This is a genomic window from Neobacillus sp. SM06, from assembly GCF_050496765.1.
GTDB lineage: Bacteria > Bacillota > Bacilli > Bacillales > Cytobacillaceae > JAEVLT01.
In genome coordinates this window covers 1-26,664 of the sequence record NZ_JBNWEO010000022.1, presented here as the reverse complement: position 1 = coordinate 26,664, position 26,664 = coordinate 1, and the positions used below count along the sequence as shown (strand labels likewise).

Annotated in this window: 30 protein-coding genes and 1 riboswitch; of the genes, 14 read left to right on the top strand and 16 right to left on the bottom strand. The window is 40.4% G+C overall.

Features of this window, described 5'->3' with window-relative positions:
- Positions 1-102 precede the first annotated feature (102 nt).
- Positions 103-187, top strand: a riboswitch (cyclic di-GMP riboswitch).
- Between the two features lie 101 nt (positions 188-288).
- The gene (locus ACQYAD_RS18375) at positions 289-1,590 is read left to right on the top strand and encodes a DUF5667 domain-containing protein (RefSeq protein ID WP_430240541.1); all 1,302 of its coding nucleotides are present in this window, start codon (positions 289-291) and stop codon (positions 1,588-1,590) included.
- A gap of 289 nt (positions 1,591-1,879) precedes the next feature.
- Here ACQYAD_RS18375 and ACQYAD_RS18370 read toward each other — a convergent pair whose 3' ends face one another.
- Positions 1,880-2,407 (bottom strand): NUDIX hydrolase, encoded by a 528-nt coding sequence (locus tag ACQYAD_RS18370; protein WP_430240539.1) that lies wholly within the window; start codon positions 2,405-2,407, stop codon positions 1,880-1,882.
- Between the two features lie 823 nt (positions 2,408-3,230).
- Here ACQYAD_RS18370 and ACQYAD_RS18365 point away from each other — a divergent pair.
- Together ACQYAD_RS18365 and ACQYAD_RS18360 are read left to right on the top strand one after the other, a co-directional pair.
- On the top strand, positions 3,231-4,637 hold the full coding sequence (locus ACQYAD_RS18365; RefSeq protein WP_430240537.1) for a DHA2 family efflux MFS transporter permease subunit: 1,407 nt from the start codon (positions 3,231-3,233) through the stop codon (positions 4,635-4,637).
- A gap of 308 nt (positions 4,638-4,945) precedes the next feature.
- Complete coding sequence (locus tag ACQYAD_RS18360) at positions 4,946-5,935, top strand: LCP family protein (RefSeq protein WP_430240536.1); 990 nt, start codon at positions 4,946-4,948, stop codon at positions 5,933-5,935.
- A gap of 538 nt (positions 5,936-6,473) precedes the next feature.
- Here ACQYAD_RS18360 and ACQYAD_RS18355 read toward each other — a convergent pair.
- The 4 genes from ACQYAD_RS18355 to ACQYAD_RS18340 all read right to left on the bottom strand — a co-directional run bounded on the left by ACQYAD_RS18355 (position 6,474) and on the right by ACQYAD_RS18340 (position 10,502).
- On the bottom strand, positions 6,474-6,809 hold the full coding sequence (locus ACQYAD_RS18355; protein ID WP_430240534.1) for a hypothetical protein: 336 nt from the start codon (positions 6,807-6,809) through the stop codon (positions 6,474-6,476).
- 48 nt (positions 6,810-6,857) lie between these two features.
- Entirely contained in the window at positions 6,858-7,802 is a 945-nt protein-coding gene (locus tag ACQYAD_RS18350; RefSeq protein ID WP_430240532.1) for an Rpn family recombination-promoting nuclease/putative transposase, read from the bottom strand.
- A gap of 300 nt (positions 7,803-8,102) precedes the next feature.
- Positions 8,103-10,088: a HAMP domain-containing methyl-accepting chemotaxis protein gene (locus tag ACQYAD_RS18345; protein ID WP_430240530.1), complete on the bottom strand. Its 1,986-nt coding sequence runs from the start codon at positions 10,086-10,088 to the stop codon at positions 8,103-8,105.
- Between the two features lie 201 nt (positions 10,089-10,289).
- Positions 10,290-10,502, bottom strand: a complete 213-nt coding sequence (locus ACQYAD_RS18340; RefSeq protein WP_430240528.1) for a hypothetical protein — start codon at positions 10,500-10,502, stop codon at positions 10,290-10,292.
- A 273-nt stretch (positions 10,503-10,775) separates the two neighbouring features.
- On the opposite strand from ACQYAD_RS18340, the gene ACQYAD_RS18335 reads away from it, so the two are divergent.
- Positions 10,776-11,435 (top strand): DsbA family oxidoreductase, encoded by a 660-nt coding sequence (locus tag ACQYAD_RS18335; RefSeq protein WP_430240578.1) that lies wholly within the window; start codon positions 10,776-10,778, stop codon positions 11,433-11,435.
- Between the two features lie 132 nt (positions 11,436-11,567).
- The gene (locus tag ACQYAD_RS18330; RefSeq protein WP_430240526.1) at positions 11,568-11,789 is read left to right on the top strand and encodes a hypothetical protein; all 222 of its coding nucleotides are present in this window, start codon (positions 11,568-11,570) and stop codon (positions 11,787-11,789) included.
- A gap of 214 nt (positions 11,790-12,003) precedes the next feature.
- On the opposite strand, the gene ACQYAD_RS18325 is transcribed toward ACQYAD_RS18330, so the two are convergent.
- A complete protein-coding gene (locus ACQYAD_RS18325; RefSeq protein WP_430240524.1) occupies positions 12,004-12,804 on the bottom strand; it encodes a TIM barrel protein in 801 nt (266 codons plus the stop codon).
- Positions 12,805-13,206: 402 nt separating this feature from the next.
- Between ACQYAD_RS18325 and ACQYAD_RS18320 the strand changes: the two genes are divergently transcribed.
- The 3 genes from ACQYAD_RS18320 (at position 13,207) to ACQYAD_RS18310 (ending at position 13,935) form a co-directional block, all read left to right on the top strand.
- A complete protein-coding gene (locus ACQYAD_RS18320) occupies positions 13,207-13,422 on the top strand; it encodes a DUF1659 domain-containing protein (RefSeq protein ID WP_430240499.1) in 216 nt (71 codons plus the stop codon).
- Between the two features lie 33 nt (positions 13,423-13,455).
- Positions 13,456-13,674, top strand: coding sequence for a DUF2922 domain-containing protein (locus tag ACQYAD_RS18315; RefSeq protein WP_430240522.1), 219 nt, complete (start codon positions 13,456-13,458; stop codon positions 13,672-13,674).
- A gap of 117 nt (positions 13,675-13,791) precedes the next feature.
- Positions 13,792-13,935 carry a YvrJ family protein gene (locus ACQYAD_RS18310; RefSeq protein ID WP_430240520.1) on the top strand — a complete coding sequence of 48 codons (144 nt, stop codon included), beginning with the start codon at positions 13,792-13,794 and terminating at the stop codon, positions 13,933-13,935.
- 1,043 nt (positions 13,936-14,978) lie between these two features.
- Here ACQYAD_RS18310 and ACQYAD_RS18305 read toward each other — a convergent pair.
- On the bottom strand, positions 14,979-15,854 hold the full coding sequence (locus ACQYAD_RS18305) for a LysR family transcriptional regulator (RefSeq protein WP_430240518.1): 876 nt from the start codon (positions 15,852-15,854) through the stop codon (positions 14,979-14,981).
- 165 nt (positions 15,855-16,019) lie between these two features.
- On the opposite strand from ACQYAD_RS18305, the gene ACQYAD_RS18300 reads away from it, so the two are divergent.
- The gene (locus ACQYAD_RS18300; RefSeq protein ID WP_430240516.1) at positions 16,020-16,178 is read left to right on the top strand and encodes a hypothetical protein; all 159 of its coding nucleotides are present in this window, start codon (positions 16,020-16,022) and stop codon (positions 16,176-16,178) included.
- A gap of 440 nt (positions 16,179-16,618) precedes the next feature.
- Entirely contained in the window at positions 16,619-17,416 is a 798-nt protein-coding gene (locus ACQYAD_RS18295; protein ID WP_430240514.1) for a hypothetical protein, read from the top strand.
- A gap of 378 nt (positions 17,417-17,794) precedes the next feature.
- Here ACQYAD_RS18295 and ACQYAD_RS18290 read toward each other — a convergent pair whose 3' ends face one another.
- Complete coding sequence (locus ACQYAD_RS18290; protein ID WP_430240512.1) at positions 17,795-17,938, bottom strand: hypothetical protein; 144 nt, start codon at positions 17,936-17,938, stop codon at positions 17,795-17,797.
- Positions 17,939-18,155: 217 nt separating this feature from the next.
- On the opposite strand from ACQYAD_RS18290, the gene ACQYAD_RS18285 reads away from it, so the two are divergent.
- On the top strand, positions 18,156-18,590 hold the full coding sequence (locus tag ACQYAD_RS18285; RefSeq protein WP_430240511.1) for a hypothetical protein: 435 nt from the start codon (positions 18,156-18,158) through the stop codon (positions 18,588-18,590).
- A gap of 139 nt (positions 18,591-18,729) precedes the next feature.
- On the opposite strand, the gene ACQYAD_RS18280 is transcribed toward ACQYAD_RS18285, so the two are convergent.
- Complete coding sequence (locus tag ACQYAD_RS18280; RefSeq protein WP_430240509.1) at positions 18,730-18,885, bottom strand: hypothetical protein; 156 nt, start codon at positions 18,883-18,885, stop codon at positions 18,730-18,732.
- Positions 18,886-19,098: 213 nt separating this feature from the next.
- Here ACQYAD_RS18280 and ACQYAD_RS18275 point away from each other — a divergent pair, with 213 nt between their 5' ends.
- Positions 19,099-19,599: a sigma-70 family RNA polymerase sigma factor gene (locus ACQYAD_RS18275; protein ID WP_430240507.1), complete on the top strand. Its 501-nt coding sequence runs from the start codon at positions 19,099-19,101 to the stop codon at positions 19,597-19,599.
- A 1,601-nt stretch (positions 19,600-21,200) separates the two neighbouring features.
- On the opposite strand, the gene ACQYAD_RS18270 is transcribed toward ACQYAD_RS18275, so the two are convergent.
- The 4 genes from ACQYAD_RS18270 to ACQYAD_RS18255 all read right to left on the bottom strand — a co-directional run bounded on the left by ACQYAD_RS18270 (position 21,201) and on the right by ACQYAD_RS18255 (position 23,714).
- Positions 21,201-22,160, bottom strand: coding sequence for an LCP family protein (locus ACQYAD_RS18270; protein ID WP_430240506.1), 960 nt, complete (start codon positions 22,158-22,160; stop codon positions 21,201-21,203).
- Positions 22,161-22,754: 594 nt separating this feature from the next.
- Entirely contained in the window at positions 22,755-22,901 is a 147-nt protein-coding gene (locus ACQYAD_RS18265; RefSeq protein ID WP_430240504.1) for a hypothetical protein, read from the bottom strand.
- Between the two features lie 148 nt (positions 22,902-23,049).
- Positions 23,050-23,385 (bottom strand): hypothetical protein, encoded by a 336-nt coding sequence (locus tag ACQYAD_RS18260; protein WP_430240502.1) that lies wholly within the window; start codon positions 23,383-23,385, stop codon positions 23,050-23,052.
- A 101-nt stretch (positions 23,386-23,486) separates the two neighbouring features.
- Positions 23,487-23,714, bottom strand: coding sequence for a hypothetical protein (locus tag ACQYAD_RS18255; RefSeq protein ID WP_430240501.1), 228 nt, complete (start codon positions 23,712-23,714; stop codon positions 23,487-23,489).
- A 259-nt stretch (positions 23,715-23,973) separates the two neighbouring features.
- Here ACQYAD_RS18255 and ACQYAD_RS18250 point away from each other — a divergent pair, with 259 nt between their 5' ends.
- Both ACQYAD_RS18250 and ACQYAD_RS18245 read left to right on the top strand, forming a co-directional pair.
- Positions 23,974-24,189 (top strand): DUF1659 domain-containing protein, encoded by a 216-nt coding sequence (locus tag ACQYAD_RS18250; protein ID WP_430240499.1) that lies wholly within the window; start codon positions 23,974-23,976, stop codon positions 24,187-24,189.
- Between the two features lie 33 nt (positions 24,190-24,222).
- Positions 24,223-24,441, top strand: a complete 219-nt coding sequence (locus ACQYAD_RS18245; RefSeq protein ID WP_430240497.1) for a DUF2922 domain-containing protein — start codon at positions 24,223-24,225, stop codon at positions 24,439-24,441.
- Between the two features lie 694 nt (positions 24,442-25,135).
- Here ACQYAD_RS18245 and ACQYAD_RS18240 read toward each other — a convergent pair.
- The 3 genes from ACQYAD_RS18240 to ACQYAD_RS18230 form a co-directional block, all read right to left on the bottom strand.
- A complete protein-coding gene (locus ACQYAD_RS18240) occupies positions 25,136-25,270 on the bottom strand; it encodes a hypothetical protein (protein WP_430240495.1) in 135 nt (44 codons plus the stop codon).
- Between the two features lie 639 nt (positions 25,271-25,909).
- Positions 25,910-26,350 carry a 3'-5' exonuclease gene (locus tag ACQYAD_RS18235; protein ID WP_430240493.1) on the bottom strand — a complete coding sequence of 147 codons (441 nt, stop codon included), beginning with the start codon at positions 26,348-26,350 and terminating at the stop codon, positions 25,910-25,912.
- Between the two features lie 100 nt (positions 26,351-26,450).
- Positions 26,451-26,664: hypothetical protein (locus ACQYAD_RS18230; protein ID WP_430240491.1), on the bottom strand; the 214-nt coding region annotated here is incomplete at its 5' end.

The following is a 26,664-nucleotide window of genomic DNA, read 5'->3' as shown; positions in this document are numbered from 1 at the left end:
CGAATGAACAGGTCCAAAGTCGGATGTTTTTTTGTCGAAAAAATGCAAAAATATGAATCGTAGGAGTAACAGCAAAGACACAACGAATTTAATAGATTCTTATTTTTTCAAAGGCAAACTTACTGAAAAGTAAGGACGCAAAGCCTACAGGTCTAAGGTGAATTGCTATGACGGCTGGGTTGCAAAGAATGGGATATCCTGTCCGTTTTAGGGATACGATCGATTCTTGCAAATAGCCTTTTGCAAGTTTTTTTATTTTTTTTTAAAAGAAACAAGGGGGAAACGTGAATGGATTTCAAAGAAACGATTCGAAATGCAGCAGCAAGAGCTGTAATCACGGGAACAATCGCATTAAGTTTGAGCTTCTGGGGAGGAAGTGCCTTTGCAGAAGGAACAACCACCACCACCGACCAAGCCACTCCAACTGTTGAAAGCACAACAACTTCTGGAACTGCAGCAGCCTCCACTCCAGATCAAAGCAGTTCAACGACTGGGCAACCTACGTCCAGCCAAACAACGGCAGATTCAACTCAGACGTCTACAAATACGAATCTATCACCAACAGATTCAACAACAGTCACAAGTAGTACACCCAGTCTACTTCCAGGAGATTTCTTTTATTTTTTTAAATTATTAACTGAAAATATTAAATTAGCGTTTACCTTTACTGACGCGGACAAAGCGAAGCAAATTGCCCAATATGCCCAAGAACGGTTAGCCGAAGCGAATGAATTAATGAAGCAAGGGAAAACAGATTTGGCGCAACAAACAATTCAGAAGGCCATTGAAGAACAACAAAAAGCAGTCGATACTGCTAAAAAAGCAACCGCATCAACAAAGGAGAAAACGGCCGATCCTGCTCAAACAAGCGGAGATCAAACAGCTAGCACTAGCCAATCAAGTGGTGGCCTAACCGCAGAAAAGGCCGACTTACCATCACAGCTTCAAACGCAATTTGGTCAAACGATCCTAGCATTGCAAGCCGCTATTGAAAAAGTGGACAATCCAAAGGCAAAGGAGGCTCTTACAAAAAATATTGAAAAAGCGATCGAACATGTAGACGCAAAACTGACAAAACGATTGGCAAAGCTTCAACAAAAACAGAAGACAGAAGATCAAGCCGCTTCAAATGACGGAGCAGACCATCCGCAAGCTTCAACAACGACACCTGCTAATCAAACAGCTGATGTAAAGACCGAAGAGGACCATTCTAAGGACAACCATGTCGAAGAGATAAAAACCAAAGGGATTGATCAGCCTAAACCTGTTAGTTATGAGCGAAATAAATCGAGCGAACAAGAAGGAAGACAACCAGAAAAGAATAAAATGGCTGCCCCAGCACAACCAGCCACAGTAACCAATGTTCAGCCAAAAAGGGTGGAAGCAGATGTTGAAAAGAGCCCTTCTATTATCCAAAGTCAAACACCGGCACAAGCTCAGACTCCAGCTCCTGCCGTTCAACCAGCGGCCGAGGAAAGTGAAAACTTGAAAAAAGCAGAAGAAGCAAAAAAACAAGTTGAGCGCGAACATGACAATAACAAGAAAAACAAAGAAGATAAAAAAGGAAACAACCGCGGCAAGGATGACTAAAAAGGCCAAGGAAATGTTGCAGGATTGGGTACCAAGTGAAAAAAAACAATTTAAACACGTATGACATTGGAGATGACTGGGAACACAAAATTTTAGTAAAAAAAATAGAATCGGTTCCTGAAAAGCTCTCTCTCCCAATCTTGAAAACAACCGGAGCATTGCTATACGACCTACCATTAGGCAAACCACTCTTGCACTTGCGACGGCTTCGAGTGGTTTGCTTTATTTTTTACCGGTATCTTCACACCTTACTGATAAACATCCGACAAATATCGCAGCATGTCGCTTTCTAATCCGTCAAAAACTTATACCGCAAGATGGCGGCTAACCCTGCGCCGTGCTTGAACTCGCCTTTTGCGACCATTTCCTTCAGCTCTTCCATTGGAATAAAGTGCAGCTCAATTTGCTCGCTGCTTTCTAACTTTTGCTGCGAAGCTTTTAGTCCCGCTGCCGCAAACAAATAGATTTCCTCAGTCGTCGAGCCTGGAGATGGAAAAAAACTGCCCAATTCGAGCCAATGTTCGGCTACATACCCTGTTTCTTCTTCGAGCTCTTTTTTTGCAACCGCAAGCGGAGAAGTTTCCGAATGATCAATCATGCCAGCAGGAAGCTCCCATTGCCAGCTTTTTAATGCATGTCGGTATTGTTTAAGACAAATAATGTCTTTATTTTCCGTTATGGGTAGTACACAGACCCCTTTGGCAAAATCCAAAAAGGAAAAAGTCTTTTCCTCTCCATTTGGAAGAATCACCTTGTCAATCGTAATTCCGAATCGATCCACTTTTTGATTGTTCGAACTATTTATTTTCCATGCCATCACATTCACTCTCCGCTTTATCTATATTATCGTTTAACCTACTTTTCATTTTACCATCACATTTCTCCCCAATTCTATTTATATCCTTTCGAGCAATTATGAAAATCATTTTTTGAAAATTCCCCGTGATAATGGGCACCGAAAGAACCATTCGGTAACTTGCAGAAGCCACTTTTTCGCTTTATGCAGCTTTTGTCAAAAAGAATTAGGTTGTCCGTAGACAAATTTCTTGCTTTTTCATCTTTCAAACATGCTACAATTAGCCAAATGAAGTAAGCGCTTACACGTAATGTTTAGAACCAGGCTAAAAAGGAAATAGTTAGTGTATATTTGCACTTTTTACGAGGAGTGATTCTCATGGAAAAGCAAGGGAATTTCCTGGTTGGAATGTTTTGGGGAACATCGCTGAGCGTGCCGTTATGGATCGCCTTTTTCGGTTGGATAAAAATCGTCCTTCACTTCTTGTAAAAATACCAATATATAGAGCAGCATTCTAAGGCACAATCAGAAATTGTGCCTTTTGCCGTTTTATTCCTATCTCACCGCTTTTATCTCCCACCTGCATTTTCTCCATTTTACCACAAAGGGAGATGAAACATTTTCCTCCTGCCAAAGTCAATAAAACAATCAAAAACTCTTCCCGCTAATCTTTGACCATTTTTTTGAATACCCGAAATGCTAGAAAACACCCTTGAACAACACTATGGATAAGTTCGTGCTGCAAAACGAAACAATAGCAAATTCGTTCGAAATAGTGTATTTTAATTAAGGTAATTCATCATTCGGGTAAAAAATTTTTGAAGAGAGATGAGGGAATAGATGGATGACAACTTCAAGTTATAAGCAGTCTACAATTGTCTCGCTTCTGTCGGCAGGAACGTTCATTGCGATTCTAAATCAAACACTGATGATTACAGCGATCCCTCCAGTAATGGCGGAAATGAACATTACCGCAAATAGTGCTCAATGGTTAACGACTGTGTTTATGCTGGTAAATGGGATTATGATTCCTGTTAGCGCATATTTAATCTCCCGTTTTACTACAAGGCAGTTATTTCTATCCGCGATGGGCATTTTTGCAGCTGGCACACTCATCGCCGCTGTTGCGCCCAATTTTGAAATTCTTCTTTTAGGTCGAGTCATTCAATCCACTGGTGCCGGTGTGATGCTTCCGTTAATGCAAACTGTTTTCTTAATGATTTTTCCCAAAAATAAACGCGGAGCAGCCATGGGCTTAGTGGGCCTTGTTATTTCGTTTGCGCCTGCAATTGGTCCGGCCTTGTCGGGGTGGGTAACTGCAAATTACTATTGGCGCATTCTATTCCTGATTATTTTTCCAATTGCCCTTATCAACATTTTGGTGGCTTATTTTGCTTTGAAAAATGTAACAGAGGTAACCAAGCCAAAAATTGATATTGTATCCATCTTGTTATCATCAATTGGCTTTGGCGGTCTTCTTTATGGATTTACAAGCGCAGGAAATTACGGCTGGGGAAGCTCCATCACTCTTGCTTCACTGGGAGCAGGCGGACTTTCATTAGTGCTATTCATTTCTAGGCAGCTGCGATTGCAGCAGCCTATACTTGAATTTCGCGTATTCAACTATTCCGTCTTTCCAATGGCCATTGCAATTGGAATGATCAGTTTTATGGGACTCATTGGGGCAGAAACAATTATCCCATTGTTCATGCAAAACATGCGGGACTTTTCCGCCTTCGAGGCAGGTGTTGCACTCTTACCTGGAGCACTCGTATCAGGACTCTCGGCGCCCATCATCGGCCGCATTTTTGATAAAATTGGACCAAGGTGGCTTGTGATCAGCGGCTTAATCATCATGACAACGGCCACGTTTGCTTTTACCAATTTAGGTCCGGCCACCTCAATGGCCTACATAACCGCTTCCTATACGGTTAGAATGTTAGGTCTGAGTATGGTGATGATGCCTGTCGCAACAGCGGCATTGAATCAATTGCCAAAACAATTGATCGCGCACGGAGCAGCCATGGATAATACCATGAAAATGATCGCAGCCTCTGTGGGAACGGCTATTCTCGTTACCGTTATGACCATGACAGCCGAAAATGCAAAACAGCGGCCGGAAATCGCCTACCCGGATATCCATGGGGCAAACATAGCATTCCTAGTCATCTCCCTTCTCTCCTTACTGGGATTAGCTCTGTCTTTTTTCATCAGAAGAGAAAGACAGGAAGAAACAGTACCGGAAAACTGAATTAGACTTTGAATACCCGCCGGATGGAAATTTTCACTTCATCCGTTAATATGGTAAAGTATGCCTTTCTATGGATTGTTTGGTTTAGGGATTAAACCATCTACAAAGAGCATACTTTTTCATTTTTTTTGCCTAAAACAAATCCACCTCATGGCAATTTCGTTTTTCATATATTTTTCCTAATTTTGGAGGAGAATACAGAGAACCGCTCCCTATATTCCCCCTGCTTTCGACAAATTTTGGATAGTTTCTTGCAGCGAAATGGAGTAAAATAGACCTATCACAATTTTTTACTTTCGGAGGCAATAATGAATAATAAAAAGAAGCGTGTGTGGAAAGTGGCGGGTTTCAGCATTCTGGCTGTTTTTATTCTAGCTGGTGCCGGCTTTGCTTATGAATACTACCAGCTGCAGCCAAAAAATCACTTCAAGTCGGTTCCTGTCGTAAAATCAGCTAACAACTCAAAAGATGCTGTCGTGGAAACCGTAAAAAAATTGGACAATCCGGTATTTAATATTCTGTTAATTGGCTCAGATGAACGAAAAGGGCAAAATATTGGTCATTCTGACTCCATGATGCTCGTTCATGTTGATTTAACGAAAAATGAATTTCAAGCTGTCAGCATCCCTCGCGATACACGTGTTCATTTAGATGGATATGGATATACGAAACTTACAAGTGTTCAATATATCATGCAGGCAAAAAAAGGACAAAAGCAAGGGGTTGAAGCCGCAGTAAATGCCGTCTCAGAATTAACTGGAGTTCCCATCAACTACTATGTAGAAACCAACTATTGGGGCTTTCAGTCAATGGTAGATGCCGTCGGCGGAATCAAGATGGACGTACCCTTTGATGTGAAATTAACGCACCCATGGTATCCTGAAAACGTCAATAAAATCGTTTCTACTGGAACGCATTCCCTTGATGGCAAAATGGTGACAGAGATTGTTCATGAACGCTACTCCTTGCAAAATGGTGAGTACGGCCGCCAGCAATTACAAGAAGAAGCGCTGAAAGGGATTGCAAAAAAAGCGTTGGAGCCAAGCAATATCACAAAGCTCCCTTCACTCATTAAATCCATTCCCGACTATGTTTTAGCGACGAACATGTCAACAGAAGACATGCTCAGTCTCGGAATGGCTGTAAAAGATTTTGATCCTACGAAACAATTAACTTATCACCAGCTTCGTGGCTCCGGTCAAAAGCTTTACGATGATATTTTAAAAGCAAAAAATGACCAAATCGTCCTAGATCCAAAAGAAGTCAAAAAAGTGTTCACGGAGAATTTTCAATCATAAAATAAGAGCGGCACTCGCAGCTTTCAATCAGAAAATTGCGGCGGTCGCTTTTTCGCATTGTGCCGCTTTTGTCAAAAAGAATTGGGGTGTTCGCAGACATATTTCTTATTATTTCATCTTAAAAACATGTTACACTTATCCAAACTTTGAGAGCACTCACAGTCGATGTTTAGAATCTGGTTAAAAAGGAACTATTTATTGTATATTGCACTTTTTACGAGGAGTGATTCTCATGGAAAGGCAAGGGAATTTCCGGGTCGGAATGTTTTGGGGAACATCGCTGAGCATGCCGTTATGGATCGCCTTTTTTCGGTTGGATAAGAATTGTATTACACTTTCTGCAGAAATAGCCAATATATCAAACTCTTATCAAAGTAGTCTTTAGGCATAACTGGGAAAACAAACCTATTGTGCCTTTTGTCGTTCTATTATTATTTTTTCATTTAAGCAGCATCCGCCATATTGATCATGATTGTTCTGCTAATTGCAGGCTTTCCCTTTTTTGATCGTTTTTTTTAAAGTTCTTCAAGAGTTTGATTCATTTCTCACTCAGTAGTTCCCGTACTTCTTCTTCCCCAACACCCGTCATTTTTGCGATTTCGCTTACCGTCGCACCGTTTTTCACCATATTTTGAATCAGTTGCCTCATTCCTTGCTTCATTCCTTGCTCCATTACTTGTTTCATACCCTGCTCAATTCCATGCTTCATTCCTTCTTTAAACCCTTCTTCTTTTCCAGCTCGGCGTTCTCCTACTATGTTTGAGAGCTGGTCACGCAAAAATTTTAGGCGCGCTTCGTACAGCGCTTTATTCTCTTTATTAGCGTTTGATGTTTCCCATTCTATTAATGCTTCACGTGCTTCTTGTTCGTTCATCGAAACACCTCCAGTTTATATTTCATCGAAATTATATGGAAGCTTGATTCACTTCTCACTCAGTAGTTCCCGTACTTCTTCTTCCCTAATACCCGTCATTTTTGCAATTTTGCTTACCGTCACACCGTTTTTCACCATATTTTGAATCAGTTGCTTCATTCCTTGTTCCATACCCTGCTCAATTCCGTGCTTCATTCCTTCTTTAAACCCTTCTTCTTTTCCAGCTCGGCGTTCTCCTACTATGTTTGAGAGCTGGTCACGCAAAAATTTTAGGCGCGCTTCGTACAGCGCTTTATTTTCTTTATTAGCACTTAAGGTTTCCCATTCTATTAATGCTTCACGCACTTCTTGTTCATTCATCGAAAATTCCTCCAATTCACGAAAAAAATCTTCATTGATTCTTTTTTTAGCGTAATCGGCGGCTGAAAGCATCATTAGCCAAGGCAATTCTGCTGGTGGATTTTCCTTTATTTCGCGGCTGTATTTCTTCCATTTTACCACAAATTGAGATAAATCAATCGCATGAATTTCCAAATGGGAACTCCAGATGAAATGTTCAGTATCTTCTCTAACATGAAAGACAGTGTGAAAATTATCCGTTTCATAAGGAAATAGTGGGTAGTTGAGGATGGTAATCATGATTGTCGGGGTAAGCTCGGAATAATTTTGGCCAGATGATATTGAAGCTGAGAAAAGCCGGGACCAATAATAAAGGACTCGCTCAGGCATATCGTGCTGGTTGATCATTTGAATTTCGACATTGATTCGCTCTCCGCCAGAAGTAAATACCAAGACATCCAGCCTGCTTGTTTTGCCGTCGTCACTTTCTTTCATTAACTCCGTGTTCTCGTATTGAACATCTGTGATCGGATCGTTCTCTTTGCGATGAAGTAGATCATTGAGGAAGGCAATGGTGATCGCCTTTCTGCTTGGCTGGCCAAACAACTGTTTAAACATAAAATCCATTTTTAAATCAAGATATTCTTTTGTCATGAGGAATCGTCCTTTCGAGGGAATTTGGGGGTGAAAAAGAAAAACATACTAAACCATTTTCAACAAAATAACCAAAAATCCTCCTCTAATTTTTTGACAATTTTTCGACATCCACAAATCTTCTTTGAACCGCTTTCTGCAACGCAAGATAGCCTCTATTCTCTTTATTTACATCTCTAAATTTTTTTCAATTTGTTTAGTAAGTGTATTTGAGCCTGTCGCAGTAGGTAAATAAGAAACCAGGAACGGTCACCCGCTTCTTTTCAAAAAAAGCAGATCCGTTCCTGTTCTTCTTGTTTGCTAGATTTTAAACCTCCTAATTAAATATTGCAGTTCTTCTGCCATTTGGGCGAGGGAGGATGCGGAAGCTGCAATTTCCTGCATGGATGCTAGTTGCTGTTCGGTTGCAGCGGAAACATCTTGGGTTTCGCCCGTTGTACGCTTGGCAATTTCTTCAATTCGATTGACGATTTCAACGACCTCTTCGGCACCGCCGGCTGTTTCTTGAATCGACACTGAAACCTCTTGGAATTGGGCGATTACCCGGTTGACAAATTGATCCATTTGATCGAAGGCATCTCCTGCTTTTTGAACAAGAACCATTCCCTTCTCCACCTCAGCCGATCCTTTGTCCATTGATTGAACCGCTTTGTTTGTATCTTTTTGAATTGATGTAATCAATTGTCTGATATCCTCAGTCGATTGCGCGGATTGCTCCGCTAATTTCCGGACCTCATCGGCTACAACCGCAAAACCTTTTCCATGCTCCCCAGCTCTCGCCGCTTCGATTGCCGCATTTAAGGCTAAAAGATTGGTTTGCGCCGCAATATCCGAGATCACTTCAATAATCTGGTTAATTTCTCTTGACCTCTCTCCAAGCGTCTGAATCACGATTCCAAGACTTTGAACCGTTTCACTGATATTTCCCATTTGCTTGGATGATAATTGAATCGCCTCATTACCGCTCACAACAATGCCAGCAGCATCTTGTGAGGTTTGTGAAACAGTTTGTGCATGCATTTCGATTTGTCTAATTTTTGATGATATTTCCCTTATAATGTGATTGCCATCCTTTACCTTGTCTGTCTGCTTCTCCGTCCCGGCAGCAACCTCTTGAATCGAATTGGCAATCTGTTCAGTCGCCTTGCTGTTTTGCTCAGAGCTTGCCATTAGTTCCTCAGAAGAAGCCGCAAGCTGGTCTGCTTTTCCTCCAACGTGGTGGATGACTTCCTGGAGGGCGCCAACCATTTTATTAAAACTGTCCCCCAATTGATTGATTTCATCGTGATTCTTGACAGGAAACTGTTGAGTTAGATCCCCTTCACTCACCTTTTGTGTCACCGCCACCAACTGGTTTAAAGGCTTAGTAATGGAATGAACAATCAAGTATGCGAGAGCGGCACCGATCATAACGAAAAGTCCGACAATCAACAATGTGGTTTTTAAAATGGGATTTGAATCCTGTTTCACCTCATCTAACGCCATGGTTCCGGCAACCTTTAAGCCCGTTAACTTATTTGTTGCAAAACTCAGCTCTTTCTTTTGCCCATTCAATACATACGATAGATCCCCGCTGTTCTTGGTAAGCATCGGTTTGACCCACATACCGCTTGCCTTCGTTCCGGGCTTTTTCGTAGGATGAACAAGATACCTTCCCTCTGCACTGATCACAAAAGGATATCCATCTCTCCCGATTTTAATTCCGTTTGTTACTTCCTTTAAAGCGGATAAACTTAAATCAATCCCGATAACGCCCGAGCCATCCTTTAACTTTTGTGCGACCGTGACAAGAACATCACCTGAAATTGCGTCTACATACGGTTCAGTAATAATCGCCTTTCCATCCATTGATTTTGCCTTAATGTACCATGGACGTGTACGCGCATCAAAGCCTGCCGGCAAATCCGCCGATGGATAAATGAATAAATTCCCCTGTTCCGAACCTGCATACACCGCAGCAACTTCCGGATGCAAAGCTTTGTACTGTTGAAAAGAACGAATCATATTTTGCGCCTCATTAGTAGAAAAGGAGGATTGGTGAAGGAGACTGGCAAAATAGGAGGCATCATGGACTTTCGGCTTAATGTAGCTTGTTAAATACCGATTAATCACATCGACATTTTCCTGCGAACTTAATTGAATTTTTTCTTGAATTTTTTCTTTTGCATTCAAATAGGCAGTAATTCCAATTGTAATGGAAGGAATCAATAAAATGAATAAAAATGCAAGCAATAATTTTTTTCGAATACTGAAACGAAAAACTCTTAAACTTGTAATGCTTTTCATGTTGAAATGTACTCCCTCTTCTGAAATTTAGGGACGGTTCTTGTGCTGCCACCATCTTATAGCGAACAAGAGCCGTCTCATTTTAATATCGGACAGGTGTACAATTCGTTAAAGCATTTTTAAGAATTCCCTGATAAATTTAAAGCTTTCCGCAATAAACAGCATTCAGAACGTTGAAAGGATCATCCATTTTCTTCAAAATCATTCCAATGTAAAAATTCCGCCAAGAAAAGGAGCATTTTCAATGTATTGAAGAATATAGTCCTTTAGCGGGATGGGGATCCCAGTGTCTTCTAACCAATACTCGTAACTAGTGGCCAAGTTCTTTTTGATCAAATCATTGGATTGCCATTTGTGTGCAAGTTCATGATCAATATTGTTGAGTGCTTCAGTCACATCTTTTATTTTGACCATGCTACCACCTTCTTGTGAATGAATTAATGAACATACCCCTTTATTCCATTGACACGATTGTTAACCTATTTAGATCCTAATCGAATCACCGAAACCGTCTAAAATCAGTCATTACCTTTTCATTCCCCATTTAACTAGTATATATACAACAGTCCTAAACAGATTATTCGTTAAACACAAGCAGATTCGCTATACTATGTAAGAAGTCATGTAATGGAGGGATAGAACATGCAGATTGAAATGTGGACCGATTTTGCTTGACCATTTTGCTATATTGGCAAAAAGCGTCTGGAGGACGCGATTCAGAAAATAAACCATCCGATCGAAGTGATCTATCGCTGCTTCGAATTGGATCCGACATCCCCGAGAGATGTGAAAGAAAACATTTACGAAAAATTATCGAAAAAATATGGAATGAGCATGGAGCAAGCAAGAGCCAGCACGCGAAACATCGTTCAGATGGCAAAGGAAGTGGGACTGGATTATCAACTGGACAACCAGATTTTAACCAATACCTTTGATGCTCACCGATTGACGATGTTTGCCAAAGCCCAAGGGAAAATGAGTGAGATGACCGAGCGTATTTTACGTGCCTATTTTACCGAAACGAAACATATTGGCGATCATGCAACATTAACTGATTTAGCAGCTGAAGTTGGCTTGGATCGCGAAGCCGTCGCAGCAATGCTCGCAAGCAATGAGATGGCCGAAGCTGTTCAGGCAGATGAACAGACAGCGAGAGAATACGGCATCACCGCTGTCCCGTTCTTTCTTATTAATAAAAAATATGCCCTCACCGGTGCCCAGCCGACGGAAGTATTTATCGAAGCCATCCAAAAGATCATCACAACAGATGAAATCACCCGATTAAACGGCCAAGACAGTGACGGTTTGATTTGTGATGAAAATGGATGTGAAATCCCGAAAAAATAAGAAACATCGGGACGGTACTTGTGTCTCCCCCCGCTCAAAAATTGCATGTCACTTTTTTTCTGATCAACGGGTCTAAAGGAAATCGTGCCCACATATTTTATAAGAAAAATGCAAATTGCGGGTGAGGCCAAAATGTTTGTGGTTTCTTATTTTGAAAACAAAAATCTTTTATTAACCCAGCTGTCAAAACGTATTCCTTCTGAAGGAGACGAACTGAAAATCAAAGGCCGAAAAGGAAAAGTGACCAATGTGAGCTGTATTGATGAGAAAAATATTCATATCCAAATCACATTGGAAACTGTTCCGAAAAACAAACTCATTGTCGATCCATCAAAAAAGAAAAAAGGAAAATAACTAGAAACACAGGGACGGCTGTTCTAGAGGACAATCGGAAGTTTTGCGCGAAAAAGGCACAACTAGCAGATATGTTTGCTAGTTGTGCTTAAATGTGCGTAGAGATTTTGTTCTTCTGCTCATAAAACCTCAAAAACGCAGGGTCTGTCCCTTCTGTCCCCGTGTCTTCTTAAATTTCTCCACTATCTGGTTTAGGCAAATGATACGATCTTCGTTAATCTTCTACAACATTCGGATGGTTTCTGGCACAAAGATAAAGATGGCTTTCGACCATTTCGGTTGCATCCGCCTGATCTTTAAGGGCAATTTCATAGATGTACGGCCTGTTAAGTAAAAACGGAATAATCGGCTCCCACTGAATGCGGCCAGCGCCCAATGGCAGCCCATCATGGGTTTTTCCTTCACTGTCAACCACGTGAAAATAGTGAATAGAAGGATCGAGCCTTTCCATCTGTTTCAAAAGCAGCTGATTATCCCCTTTAAAAGAAATAAACGCATGGCTGATGTCATAAACCAATGGCAAATTCAATGGCTTGATAAAATCCTCGTACCATCTCGGATTTTCCGCTGTAAAAAGACCGTAAATGGAATTTTCCCATAAGAATACATCCCTTCCATATGTCAAAATTTTCTCCATTTCTCGCACCATTTTTAGTGTATTTTCTTTATGAATGATCGTGGTTTCCGATTTAATGTAATGCGGATGAATCACACACCGAATCGAATGAGCAGAACAAATTTCCGCAAGAATTTGGGAAGACAAATGATAGTAAAGATAATCCTCTTGTTGTTCGTGAATAATATTTAAAAATCTGCCTCTATATTTGGATGGATGATGCAAGAAAACCTCATACCCCTGGCTCAACAACATCGAAATCGTACTCTCCAATTGGTATCGTTTGTCCCCAAACAAATCATCATCAAGCAAATGCAACTCAATAATATCTGGTTTGTACTTTAGACGGTCATATAGCTGTTCCGGCTGATAAGCGCCTTTTAATCCCAACTTCAACACAGAAAATCACCACTTTCCGGAAACCCAGGGTCGGTTCTTTTTTGTCGTGTCAGTACTGACCAGAACCGCCGCGTTGTTCCCAATGTTTCTTTTCTCTTCAAAACTAATTGTATGTATAAAGGCCCCATAATACAAAAGAGATGCCCCAGCAACCGGTAACACTTCTCTTGTACCCTCTACCATGGTTATGATTTTAAGTCCCCCCTCTGCCTCCTGCATCGACAAATTCTTTAAGGGTTTACCAAGTAGCAGGACAGAAGAATTCGCGTTCATGGGTTTTCTCTCGTTTCGAAATTGTTGAGATACAAAGACGGCCTCCCCTCCATCCCAATTTAATCGAATTCATCCTGTCCTTTTTCCCGCTTCCTTTCTATATAGAAAGTGAAAGGAGGTGACGGACAGATGGCACAGGCATCATTAATTCAATCAAAGCTTCGGCTTGTTTTCGAAGTCGGAGTGGATGGAAACGGAAAGACCCTGTACAAAGCAAAGTCATTAAACATCAAAAAAGAAGCAACAACCGATCAACTTTTCCAAACCGCCCAAGCGCTTGCTGCTTTATGCAACAACCCGCTTAACACCGTTGAACGAAATGACAGTTCAGATATTATCGCGTAATGAATTTTTTTAAAAAACAAGGAGGTGACCAAAATGGCCAAAGCATTGGAACTGGAATTTGCAACCGAAACGGGAAAGTCTGCAAGAATCTCGCTTGACAATCCAAAGGAACCAGTCGATCCGGCTGCCGTCAAGCAATCGATGGATCAGATTATTGCGGCGGATGCATTCTTAACCGCAAACGGCAAATTAGTCTCTGCAGCAGGGGCACGTGTCGTTGAGCGTAATGTAACCGATTATACCCTTGCCTAATGAAACAGGGCTGGATTCGTTCGCAATCCAGCCTTGTTGTTAACTTGATTGCGAAAACTAGTTTTTAAGGGAATTCTCAAAGCAGAGATTTTGCATTTAAAAAGGAGGTGGCAAACCGTGGAACAGTTCATTCCCATCATCAGTGAGGTGGGCTTTCCGATTGTCGTAACGCTCTATTTGCTTTACCGAATCGAGTCCAAGCTGGATCTAGTTGTCCAATCCATCCAAAGCCTTCCCGATCGATTAAGAGAAAGAACGTAAACAATCACACGAGCAAAAGGATACAAAATCACATGATTTATGTATCCTTTTTTAATCTGCTGAACCTCGCATTTCCATGGAGATTTTTAGTTTTATCCGCGGAGTTTCGATCTTTATCCGTGCGATTCTGCTTTTTATCCGCGGAAATCCTTCTTTTATCCGCGGAAATTTTCCTTTTATCCGTATTTCATCTCGCCGCCGCGGGGGTCTACTCTTTTATCCGCGGAGTTTTGCGTTTTATCCGCGGAGTTTCGCGTTTTCTCCGCGGAGTTTCGCTCTTTATCCGTGCGATTCTGCTTTTTATCCGCGGAAATCCTTCTTTTATCCGCGGGAATTTTCCTTTTATCCGTATTTCATCTCGCCACCGCGGGGGTCTACTCTTTTATCCGCGGACTTTCGATCTTTATCCGTGCGATTCCGCTTTTTATCCGCGGAAATCCTTCTTTTATCCGCGGAAATTTTCCTTTTATCCGTATTTCATCTCACCGCCGCGGGGGTCTACTCTTTTATCCGCGGAGTTTTGCGTTTTATCCGCGGAGTTTCGATCTTTATCCGTGCGATTCTGCTTTTTATCCGCGGGAATCCTTCTTTTATCCGCGGAAATTTTCCTTTTATCCGTATTTCATCTCGCCACCGCGGGGGTCTACTCTTTTATCCGCGGAGTTTTGCGTTTTATCCGCGGAGTTTCGATCTTTATCCGTGCGATTCTGCTTTTTATCCGCGGAAATTTTCCTTTTATCCGTATTTCATCTCACCGCCGCGGGGGTCTACTCTTTTATCCGCGGAGTTTTGCGTTTTATCCGCGGAGTTTCGATCTTTATCCGTGCGATTCTGCTTTTTATCCGCGGAAATCCTTCTTTTATCCGCGGAAATTTTCCTTTTATCCGTATTTCATCTCACCGCCGCGGGGGTCTACTCTTTTATCCGCGGAGTTTTGCGTTTTCTCCGCGGAGTTTCGATCATTATCCGTGCGATTCTGCTTTTTATCCGCGGGAATCCTTCATTTATCCCGCCCCAGCTACCATACTCGATCGTACCTGGCACTAATACTGAATATGTTCGACAAAATTGACAAAGGCCTTTACGACATTCCATTCCAAAGATTCCTTATGATAGAACATCCACGTTTTGCGTAAAATCGGTTTCCCTTTTTGATCCGTTAAGTCGATTTTATACAAATCCCCTGCATTGTTAAGCATTCTACTGGACAGGATGCCATAGCCCAAACCATTGATCACCATTTCCTTACACGTCTCCACTTGGTCTACTTCGATACTGATCAAAGGCGGTTCAGTATAGTTTTCAGCCCACCAATGATCAATTAACGATTTTAGTAAAAAATCCCCTTGGTAATCCACCCTTGGAAGGTGCGGCAAATTGGCCATATGAATTTCTTCTTTTGAGGCAATCGAAATGGTTTCTTCAAATAATAGATGTTTCCTTAACCCTCTATCGCTATAATTTCCGCGAACAAAGGCTACATGAACATCCTTATTATGGATAAACTGAGTAATATCCTTGCTCCAACCAGTCGTCACTTTAAATTCCACATGGGGATATTTCATTTTAAATAACTTTAAAAGAGAAGGAAGCTCATAATTGGCAAAAAAATTCGATACCCCTAATTTTAAAATACCTGCTACTGTATTATTTTCGTTATTGCTCATATTTCGGACATGTTCTTTTACTTTTTGGTAATGTGCAAGGGCTTCATCCGCGCAATGAACAAGATATTCTCCTTGTGGGGTAAAATGAATTCCACGGCTTTCACGGGTTACGATTTTGACACCTAATTCCTCCTGCAGATGTTTTAAACGATTGGTTAAAGCAGGCTGTGAAATAAACAAAAGTTTGGCCGCTTTTGTTAAATTTTTTTGACTATAAAGTACCTTCAGTATCTCCCAATCGCGATAATCCATTGAATCCTCCCAAAATAAATATGATATAGATTTTATTTATATCTTAGTATAAATTATTAGCATTTTATTTATTTCAATTATTGCATTATCCTTAGACTGTAGCAATAAATCAGGTTATAAATGTTTATACCCTGCAGATAGTATAAAAATTTAGGAGGCACTTTTATGTGGGTTATTACTCGTTATGTAGATACAGAAATTACAATGTTTGAATTTGAAACCGAGGAAGAAGCAAGAGAAGCTTTTCAGAACATGAAAGGCTGTAAAATTTTATCAGAAGTGATTTACTACAATGATCCTCGTTTCCTGCATGATGCAGCATAAGCGCTGTTCCACCGTGACGGTTTTGATCAGAACTTCATGAAGCAATTCAAGAAATGGTTTCATGGTTATCACCCCCTTTCCGATAAGGGGGTTTTTCCTTTTATCCGCGCGATTTCGGTTTTTATCCGCGGAGTTTTCCCGTTTATCCGCGGGTTTTCTCTTTTTATCCGCGGAAATTTGCTTTTTATCCGCGGTCATTCTCACCTTATCCGTGAAAATCATCCGTTTATCCGTATTTCCGCTCACTGCCGTGGGAGTTTGTTCTTTTTTCCGGTTATCCGTACGTTCGGCTGGCAACGAGAGGTTTTCCGCAGGATTTACACGATCCGCTCGCTCATCTACTCTCCTCGATATTAAACTGTTCACCAATTTGTCACACATCCAACCTGTCCTTTTGGCCCGCCCATCCATATTTAGAAAGTAAAGGACGGTGCAGATCGATGAAGATGAAATCAGGCAAAATTGAACAATTTGAATCGTATTCACAATTTAAAACGCTAAAGGAATTTAATGATCATTTTGAAATGTGGCTGGCGGAGAAAAAACAAGATTTTTCCAAGGGAGAATGGATCGGACTGAAACGGCTTGCTCGGTTTTCGGCAAAAATTCCAGGAGTCGCAAATGCAAAAATCGGTACGATCTTAAAAGCGATTCATGAAGAATACCAAAACAACGGCATTTCCCGTTCCACTTTTAAACGAATGGTGCAAAAAGCCATAAAATTCGGCATCTTGACCGTGTATGAAACCGAGCGAAAAAACGGATCGCAATCAAGCAATTTATATGTTTTCAATCGTTTTCCTGCAAATGAACCACCAAAAGTGGAAAAAACGAACCACCATAAGGAAACCAGTAATCTTTCTAAACCAAACAATCAAAAGATAAAGAAACGTCAACAAGAACCGTCCGAATTGAACCATACCTTTGTCAGTGACCGCGTACCACAGCCATTTGTTCAGCAGGCAAAGTATTTTTTCTCTGAAGCCAAAACAATCGAAGAAATGTGGCATATGGTAAAAATCGCCGCATACCGAAACAATAGCGAAACGCAAACAGAACGGATGCTCACGATTGCCAATCATTCCTTCCAGCAGCTGATTCGCAAACTAAAGTTCACCCATGCGGTCAAAAAGCCGATTGCCTATTTTTACGGAATTTTAAACAACCAGTTTGAGAAAGCCTACTACCAGGATTTGTATGAAATGGGCTTTGGAGAGGGCCGCTGTGGATTAGCATGATCCGGGATGTCAAACGGGGACATACCGCTTCTTGAAATGTAAAGAATTCCTTGCATTCTTCTTCATGAGAATTTTGAGGGTTTAGGATTCATTGCTATTGCTCCGTCCATGATAGGGCTACAGCTTTCGACAAAATCCCCTTTTTGTATCATTAATCAAACGTTTGATTAAACTTGGCTCAATCCCATGTTAAATAAGACTTCCCCACCCCGAACAGAGAAAGAAGATTGTCAAATAATGATGCCAAAGGAAACAAACATGCCATTCCCTTTTAAAACTGAATTAGTTTGTGTATAATAAACATATAATAAAAAAGAGAAGTGCGTGAACACTTCTCCCTGCAACTGCTTCCGTCAGGGTGGCGGTTGTCCATGTAGATTATTTTTGAGAACCACCCTTTTGCTTGTGAAGGCGTCGGGTGGTTTTCTTGTGCTCTAGGACATTTTTTCGAAAGAGATATGCAGAAACTTCTCGCACAATCCCTTTCAAAATTTCACGAACCAGTTCAAGAATCGTTTCCATGATTACCTCCCCCTTTCCCAATAAAGGAAAGAAGACGACAATCGCCCACCCTCACATAGATTTCCATTCAATCACTTATTTATCATTCAAAATTGCTCAATCCTTCACAAATCAAAATCCATAGTAGCAAAACAAACCTTCTCTTTTACAATTTTGGAGTCATAATACCGTCCTATTCCCCATAAAACATAGTAATAAGGTTCTGGGGGGATTATGGTTGGTGAAAAAATATCACTTGGATCCGGGCTATGTGACAATCCCTGAAGCAAATGAAATTGTTTTGCGTATTTTACGCATCGTAAATAAGGGAGACAAGTCCCATTACAATAAAATTTTGGAAGGTGCAAAAAAGGGGATATTTGGTGGTAAAAAACACGGCAGCAGAATGTACCAAGTTCGAAAGGACGATATTGTCCAATATGCTGAAGAATGTCTGCAGAACGAAAAAGCAAACCTGTTTAACGTAGAAATCGCACCGAATGAAATTGAAAAACTGGAAAGTATGCCGAATATTGACAACAACACCGCTTCCAGGCTTTATTATTATCTAAAATCTTTACGGTTTTATGAAATCATCTCGCAGGACATCTTTCAAAAGGGTGAAAAAAGGATTATTATGAGCCTAAATTTCGGAAAAATTTCGGCTAAATGAAGCTGACGTTCCATTCTCTGTTACCTTCCTGCATAATAGGAGAGCGAGTGAACCGCTCCCCCCGCATCCTTGTTAACTTTGTAACTGCAACCATGCCGCATATAGAGCGCTTGACCTTGAAGGAAAATAATCACCTCACTCAATGGCCGATGGAGCAGCGGCTTTTCTTTAGGTAGCGACGAACTTTGATCCTTTCATACAAATCTTCAATCGCCGAAGCTGTTGAATTGTTTTCGATAACAACGTACTTTAATCCATTCATACCCACTAACCCGTCCAAATCGTCATTCCGCAAAAACCAGCTCCATGTTTCTGAAATCTATGCCGAATGTAAAAAAACATAGGAATTTTGCGTCCCTTTTCTCAAAAATCCGCTCCATTTTTGATAAAAAGGGCTTTTTGGGTCATCAAAATTAAAAAATGCTCGTTCGCTGTCAGGATGGATTCGCGCTATCTTAAAACTACCCGGGAATACATTGGTAGCGCGCTATCCTGAAGGGATACGCAAGTGGAAGCAAAACAGTTTGATCCGATTGCAAAACAGTACACCCCGATGATTTACAAAATCATCGCCCGTTTGCATATTTATAAAAATAAGGATGAATTTTTTCAAACCGGACTCATTGCCTTGTGGGATGCCTACAAGAACTTCGATGAGGCAAAAGGCACCTTCAGTAGTTATGCCTATTCGTATATCAAGGGAAGAATCATGACAGAACTAACAAAGGCGAGAAAACAAGAAGAGCGATCTGTCTATCCCGATGAAGTCTATTGGGACACCGTTCAGGACAAGCACGCAGAACCGCCATTAGAAGCAGAATTCCTCCAGTCCATCTGCGCTGATTTAACTGATAAAGAAATGAAATGGGTGCTTTACACATCCCTAAACGATTTTTCAGTCAAAGAAATTGCCAAACGGGAGCATGTCACCGCTTCAGCCGTCAAACAGTGGCGGAGCAGCGCCAAACGGAAATTGAAAAAAGTCGTAATTCTTGAAATGAAGGACTGACCTTTCTCACGCGATGAAGCACCGCGCGTTAAAGTTCGCGCGGTGCTTTGAACCAGCCAATGAATCGCCCCTTAGTTATCTTCTTTAAAACCAACGGTCACCGACAAATCTCGCAGAATGAAACCTTCTCTTCTCAATCCTGCCCGTCATTTCATCAAACGTTTGATTAACTTTTTTTCGACAAAACTCGGACAGTTTTAACAGGTTGCGGAACACAAGCACCGCCCTCTTCCTGGTCACTCCAACAACATTCAGCTGCAACTCTTTTCTAGCATTTTCTATTTATCTAAAAGCCGATCCATATGCTGCAAAAATGCTAGCCGTAACTGTATTTTTTGCTTTACCATTTTAATACTTTAGCTGAGCAGGGGGGTGAAAACAACGCCGGTATATAGTATTTTTGGTAGTTAACCCTTATAATTAAATTATAGCTATAAATAGGAGCGATTCATTTTGGTAAAAGGGAAAACAACCAATGGTTTGATGCGTCACTTGAGGGATAATCATGGCATAGAAATTAGCGGAAACAAACCCGCCTTCACGATTGAAGGAATATCTGCAAAGTGAGACTGGTATATCAAATATCACATTGTGGATTACTTTATCATTGTGATTTTTCTACTTAAAAGCTTGGAGTAACTAAACCGGAATTGAAACAAATTGTTCGAAAATTCCATGCAGAGTCTGAAAGGCTCAGAATGCCATACCAATACCAGTACACACCTCTATAATGGGAACCAACTTTAGAAACAAAGTAATTAGCTTAACGAATTATATTTAGGCTTGTATTTTACGAATAGCACAAACTGCAGTATCATAATATATAACTAATAGCGGTGTATAGCTTTGGCTTACACGTAAGGGAACTGGATGCGTCTGGTTCTCTTTTAATTTTGTCCGAAAACAGAATTCTACTCATTCAAAAAAGGCTCATCAAACGGCATAAGCTATATTCAGCGGGATCTTAAATAGAGCTCTTCAAGATAAAAATAACGTTTGATTAAATCTCTATAAACCTATGCAAAATACACATACACCACACTAACTTGATTTTTGCCCGAGGTCAACATGCGTTATTATAATATCAATAAATATTGAAAAAACAAAACGAAATTAAGGAAACAGAAGTACCATTCCCTTTAAAAACGGAATATTTTTATATATAATGGAAATATAATAAAAAAGAGAAGTGCTTCTAACACTTCTCTCTGCAACTGCTACCGTCAGGGTGGTGGTTGTCAATGAGATTTATTTTTGCGAGAACCACCCTTTTGCTTGCGACGGCGCGGGGTGGTTTTCTTGTTTTCTAGAACGATTTTCCGAAAGAAATAGGCGCTTATTTCACGCAAAATTCCTTGCAGAACTACTCGAAAGATTTCAAGAAAAGTTTCCAGGATGATCACCTCCTTTCCCCAATGAATGAAGGAAAAGAAGAAGACAACCCAGCCACCCCAACAATATACAGTTGCAACTCTATTTTAACACTTTTGAAAAAATGAACAATCTCTCAATCTTCCTATCCTGACAGGAAACAAGAGAACCTTCCCCTTGTTTCCTTTTCGAAAGGCGGTCAAACTTCCGAGATCGCGCTAGTCACGAAATCAGCTTTCGAAATATTTGTTGATGGTTGTTTTAAGTTGCTCCGGGTCGATGACGATTTGAGAATTGTTGTTCTGCAGGATGTCGTCGTACATGGTTTTGCCCACTCCTGTATGCTGTTCATAATGCAGCTGTTTGTTCGGGTCGATGTCTTTTGCAGCAAGTCCCAGGCTAACCATATCGGATGTAGACATGTTGGTTGCGATCATATATTTTGAAACAGAATTGACCAAAGAAGGCAGTTTCGGAATATTACCTGGGCTTAACGCTTCCTTGGCAATGCCCTTTAGAGCCTCTAATTGCATTTGCTGCCGCCCATAATCTCCATTGGCAAGCGAGTGACGTTCGCGGGCAAGAGCCAGCACCGTGTCCCCGTTGAAAAAATAACGGCCTGGATCGATGACTTTGTTTCCGATTTTTTCAGTCGTAGGTACATTCATTTGGATTCCGCCGAGTGTATCGATCATCGACTTCAGTCCCTCAAAGTTGGTTTCCACATAATAATTGATCGGTACGCCAGTAAATTCACTAATCGCATTAACAGCCTCTTCAATTCCTTGCTTTGGTCCTTTATCGGCTTGTAAAATATATTGAACGCTCGTCAATTTTGTATACCCGTAACCATTTAAATGAACTCTTGTGTCTCGAGGGATACTTACCGCGTTAATTTGATTTTCCCCTAAATCGACATGCATGAGCATCATTGTATCCGAATGGCCAATTTTCTGGCCAGGTCTCGCGTCTGACCCCATAATCAAAATGTTAAAAGCAGGAGCACTCACCGTACTTTTCGGCTTCGAATTTTCATCTGATGCTTTCTTCACCGTAGAAACAACAGGGACTGATTGGAAGTGGTTTTTGGGCTGAAGCTGGCGGTATTCAAACCAAAGCGCAGCAGCAGCCACTACTACAAAACCAAGCAAACTAGATCCAATCACTTTCCATTTGGCTTTCTTTTTCATAATCCCTCCATATTTGTAACTTATTTTACTTTTAAAAGTATCTTTTTCCCTATCAATCTTCTAATTTTACTCCAAAAGTCACAGTTTTAACAATGAAAAATTGGAGAAACTCGTCAAAAAGAAGATAATTTTTTCATACGGACAGGCACGATATACTGTATCCATACCATTGGACACTTTATCCGCGAGATTTCTCTTTTTATCCGTGGGGTTTCGATCTTTATCCGTGCATTTTCGCTTTTTATCCGCGAAAATTTTCCTTTTATCCGTATTTCCGCTCGGCGCCGCGAGGTTCTGGTCTTCTATCCGCGGAGTTTTCAACTTTATCAGCGAGATTTTGCTTTTTATCCGCGGGAATTCCCTTTTTATCCGCGGGAATTCGATCTTTATCCATGCGTTTTCGCTTTTTATCCGCGGGAATTTTCCTTTTATCCGTATTTCCACTCGGCTTAACGGTTTTTGCTCTTTATCCTAGATCCCTTTTCCATTTTAAAATTGCATTTTTTTGTGTATAATGAACATATAATAAAAAAGAGAAGTGCGCGAACACTTCTCCTTGCAACTGCTACCGTCAGGGTGGTGGTTGTCTATAAACTATTTTTTATGGGAACCACCCTTTTGCTTGCGACGGCGCGGGGTGGTTTTCTTGTTTTCTAGAACATTTTTCCGAAAGAAATAGGCACTAACTTCACGCACGATCCCTTTCAGAACTTCTCGTAGAATTTCAAGAAATGTTTCCATGATTATCACCTCCTTTCCTATAAGGAAAGAAGAGCAACAACCAACCACCTTCACACTATTCAGTTGCAATTCCAATCTATCACTTTTAAGCAATCTGAAAATCGATCAATCCTCGACAAATTTCAGGTAGTGACAGGTACCAAAGTGATCATGCTTTTTTGTCTAGTTGATCAATAGTAAGTCGATTCTTATGCTTGACATGCCTTTCTAAAATAACAAAATCGCCATTTTCAAGGCTATTAATCTCAGCTGCACATTGAATCATTTCACAGCCTTGTTCCCAAAGCCAATCAGGAGGATCAAGGTTTTGGTCTTCAGAAGCTAAAAAAAGAGCTGCTTGATGTGTTAAGCTAAGGATAAAACATTTCTGCATTGGAGTATCAACGAAAAACTCCATTCTGTACCTAGGTGACACCGGAGCTACTTCTCTTGCATCTATTCTGAATTGATTGCCATGCTTTGTAACTACGGTTTTAGTTTTCATAGATTCCACCTCGTTCACCTTTCTTTAAAAGAAGTATGCTAAAGAAACTATAGTGGATCAGTGTCATATTCTCCAATAAAACCTGTGCAGAGTAAAACCTGTCAAAGCAGAATAACAGGCATCAACAGCACCTTTTTCTCTACTTCAAGGACATCATAAACAATAATGACATTGTTAATATATATCCAGTAATAACCGTTAAATTCAAAGTCAGGATAGTCTACAACCTCATCAGCTTTTTCCCGTGGTTTTACCGATAAAATACTTTTGGAATTTCGAAATACCCATTTGGGATTCATTTTATATGGTTTCATTTCAGCAAGCTTCACTCTTGCATTTTGCCCCCAAATGAATATATGGTCATTCGTTCAAACTTACCATACCCATCAAACCCTGCAGATTTCACTTTCCTCAGTAGCGCTTCTGCATTTTTCTTGTTTTAAAAATGCTCCAACTTGCACACGACATGAAGTCTTCTCACCACGAGACTTTTGAGTTGTAGGGCCCCTGCTTTCAAATTTTGAAAAATTCACCTGTCCTTTTTCCCGCTTCCTTTCTATATAGAAAGTGAAAGGAGGTGATGGACTGATGGCACAGGCATCATTAATTCAATCAAAGCTTCGGCTTGTTTTCGAAGTCGGAGTGGATGGAAACGGAAAGACCCTGTACAAAGCAAAGTCATTAAACATCAAAAAAGAAGCAACAACCGATCAACTTTTCCAAACCGCCCAAGCGCTTGCTGCTTTATGCAACAACCCGCTTAACACCGTTGAACGAAATGACAGTTCAGATATTATCGCGTAATGAATTTTTTTAAAAAACAAGGAGGTGACCAAAATGGCCAAAGCATTGGAACTGCAATTTGCAACCGAAACGGGAAAGTCTGCAAGAATCTCGCTTGACAATCCAAAGGAACCAGTCGATCCGGCTGCCGTCAAGCAATCGATGGATCAGATTATTGCGGCGGATGCATTCTTAACCGCAAACGGCAAATTAGTCTCTGCAGCAGGGGCACGTGTCGTTGAGCGTAATGTAACCGATTATACCCTTGCCTAATGAAACAGGGCTGGATTCGTTCGCAATCCAGCCTTGTTCCTGGTTAAATGAGTATTTTCCAAAAGGAGGAGGTGGCAAACAGTGGAACAGTTCATTCCCATTATCAGCCAGGTTGGCTTTCCGATTGTCGTAACGCTCTCGCCGTGAGGCTGATTGGATAAAAATACGCAAAATATAGATTAAAATATCCGAGTTTCCACTATATAATAGGCGGTTATTTCAACTCCTTTTCCCTTCTAATTCCACGGTTCATTTTTAATGCGAATGTCACCCCATAAAACACAAAAAATGGCCACCCCCTTGAATGGAGATGAGCCTGTTTGGTCACTTTTCATCTATTATAATTGGATAAATGAGTGCTGCCTTCCCTTTTTATTATTATTTTTTCTCAATTTGGGGTATAATAAAGGTAGGGAGAAGCATAAACTATACCATGATCCTTTACTTACAGTTTAGGATGAGCAAAGGCTTCGACCACTGGGCCAGATAACCAGTGGCCTTGACATTATGAAATTCTTACTTGACATCTACATTGAATATTACTATTATTTATTTATAATCCTTTACTTACAGTAGGGGATCAGTAAAGGCTTCAACTACTGGGCCAGATAACCAGTGGTTTTTTATTTGTCTAAAACCCTAACAAATAAATTCAAAGGATAGCTATCAAACTACGATACTATCCTTTCTTTATTTATTGACCTTCCCATACTGGACTATTTCTTATTTTTTCCGCTGCCTTTTCATTATCCACTAAATATGCTGTTTTAAATTTCCCTTCTCCCTTTTTATTAATAAAGATAACGACTAAGTAATTTTCCTCATTCATAAATGTAACCCTATGAGTATTATCATATGAATCTCTAGCCTTATCATATCCTTTTCGAGGAGTTATATTCGAGTCTTGTAAAATATGTTTAATCCAATCTAACCTTTCTCCACGTTCTGTTGAAAAGGAATCTTTTTCCGCCTTCCAGCTCTTCCTAGTTCTTTTGTAAAATGCATGGTCAAATGTCTCAGGGTAAAACATACCGCAAAATGAATACTATTTCCTTTTTGCAGAAAAATAGTAAATATAAAGGGGTGATTCATATGGAAAAGCAAATAGAATACTTCAAGGTACTTCAAGATGCGGAGGCATTCCATAGACATCAATCGGTAAAATAAACAGAAAGGAAACTCGTGCATTCCTTTTTTTCATGAAGCTGTTGCGGAATGTGAAAAAAAGCTTCAAAACCAGAGGCATTGCAGAACAGCACGTCTTGACGATTTCCTCTGCAAACAATGTGGTCATAACGATAAGATATCCAAATCCATTTCTCCCGGATCATTTACTTCTCACTCGCAGCCTGATTTTGCTTGCGAGTTTCATTGCCCCCATGTCTCGATGTTCCGCAACCGCAAAAATGAGTCAACCGATAATTCGATAGTACGAAAAAGAAGCAAGAGAAAACTCTTCTTGCTTCTTTTAAAGCAACCCAACCTCATATAAAAATTGTGAAGGGCTTTGATTCATATATCCGATCCTCGTTTGTTTTTTATGTGTGTAGCTTAAAAATAATTTCTTCTTTGTGCGGGTGATGGCTACAAAGAAATTTCTTCTTTCTTCCTCCAGCGAACGTTCATTTTTCTCGGCCCGAAAGTCTGGAAAAATTCCTTGATTCAGCGATACAATGAACACGTAATCAAATTCAAGTCCTTTGGCAGCAGGGCCTGTCAACAACGTTACACCCTCTTCGCACATTAAAAATAGTGAGGAAAATAATAGCTCCATATTTTTAAATTGAATCGATCGTTGTACCGTGATGATTTCGGAATAAAATATAATCGTTAATATCAGCTTGATCAATAATATATGGAGAATGGGTACTAATGATTTTTTGACCCTTAATCGAATGGATTTGATCAAAAATTGCCCGCTGTGAAGAGGGGAGTCTGAGTTGATAACTTTAAAGGAGCACAATCTTTCTAAAGGAGTCTTTAAACTAGTTTTAAAGACTCCTATTCAATTAAGCAACGATCATTCCTTCATTTGGCCTATCTGAGTCGGAACGATTATCTTTTTCCGCTGCATAAGTTGATTCTCTTGAAGAAGTAGATTTACCAGATGCATATATACGATATACTTCATTGCTATAAGGTTCCCAATTCCACTCTTTAGAGGATGCAACTTCATCTTGTGTTGGTAACTCTAAAAATTTTGATGCAAAAACTTTCACTATT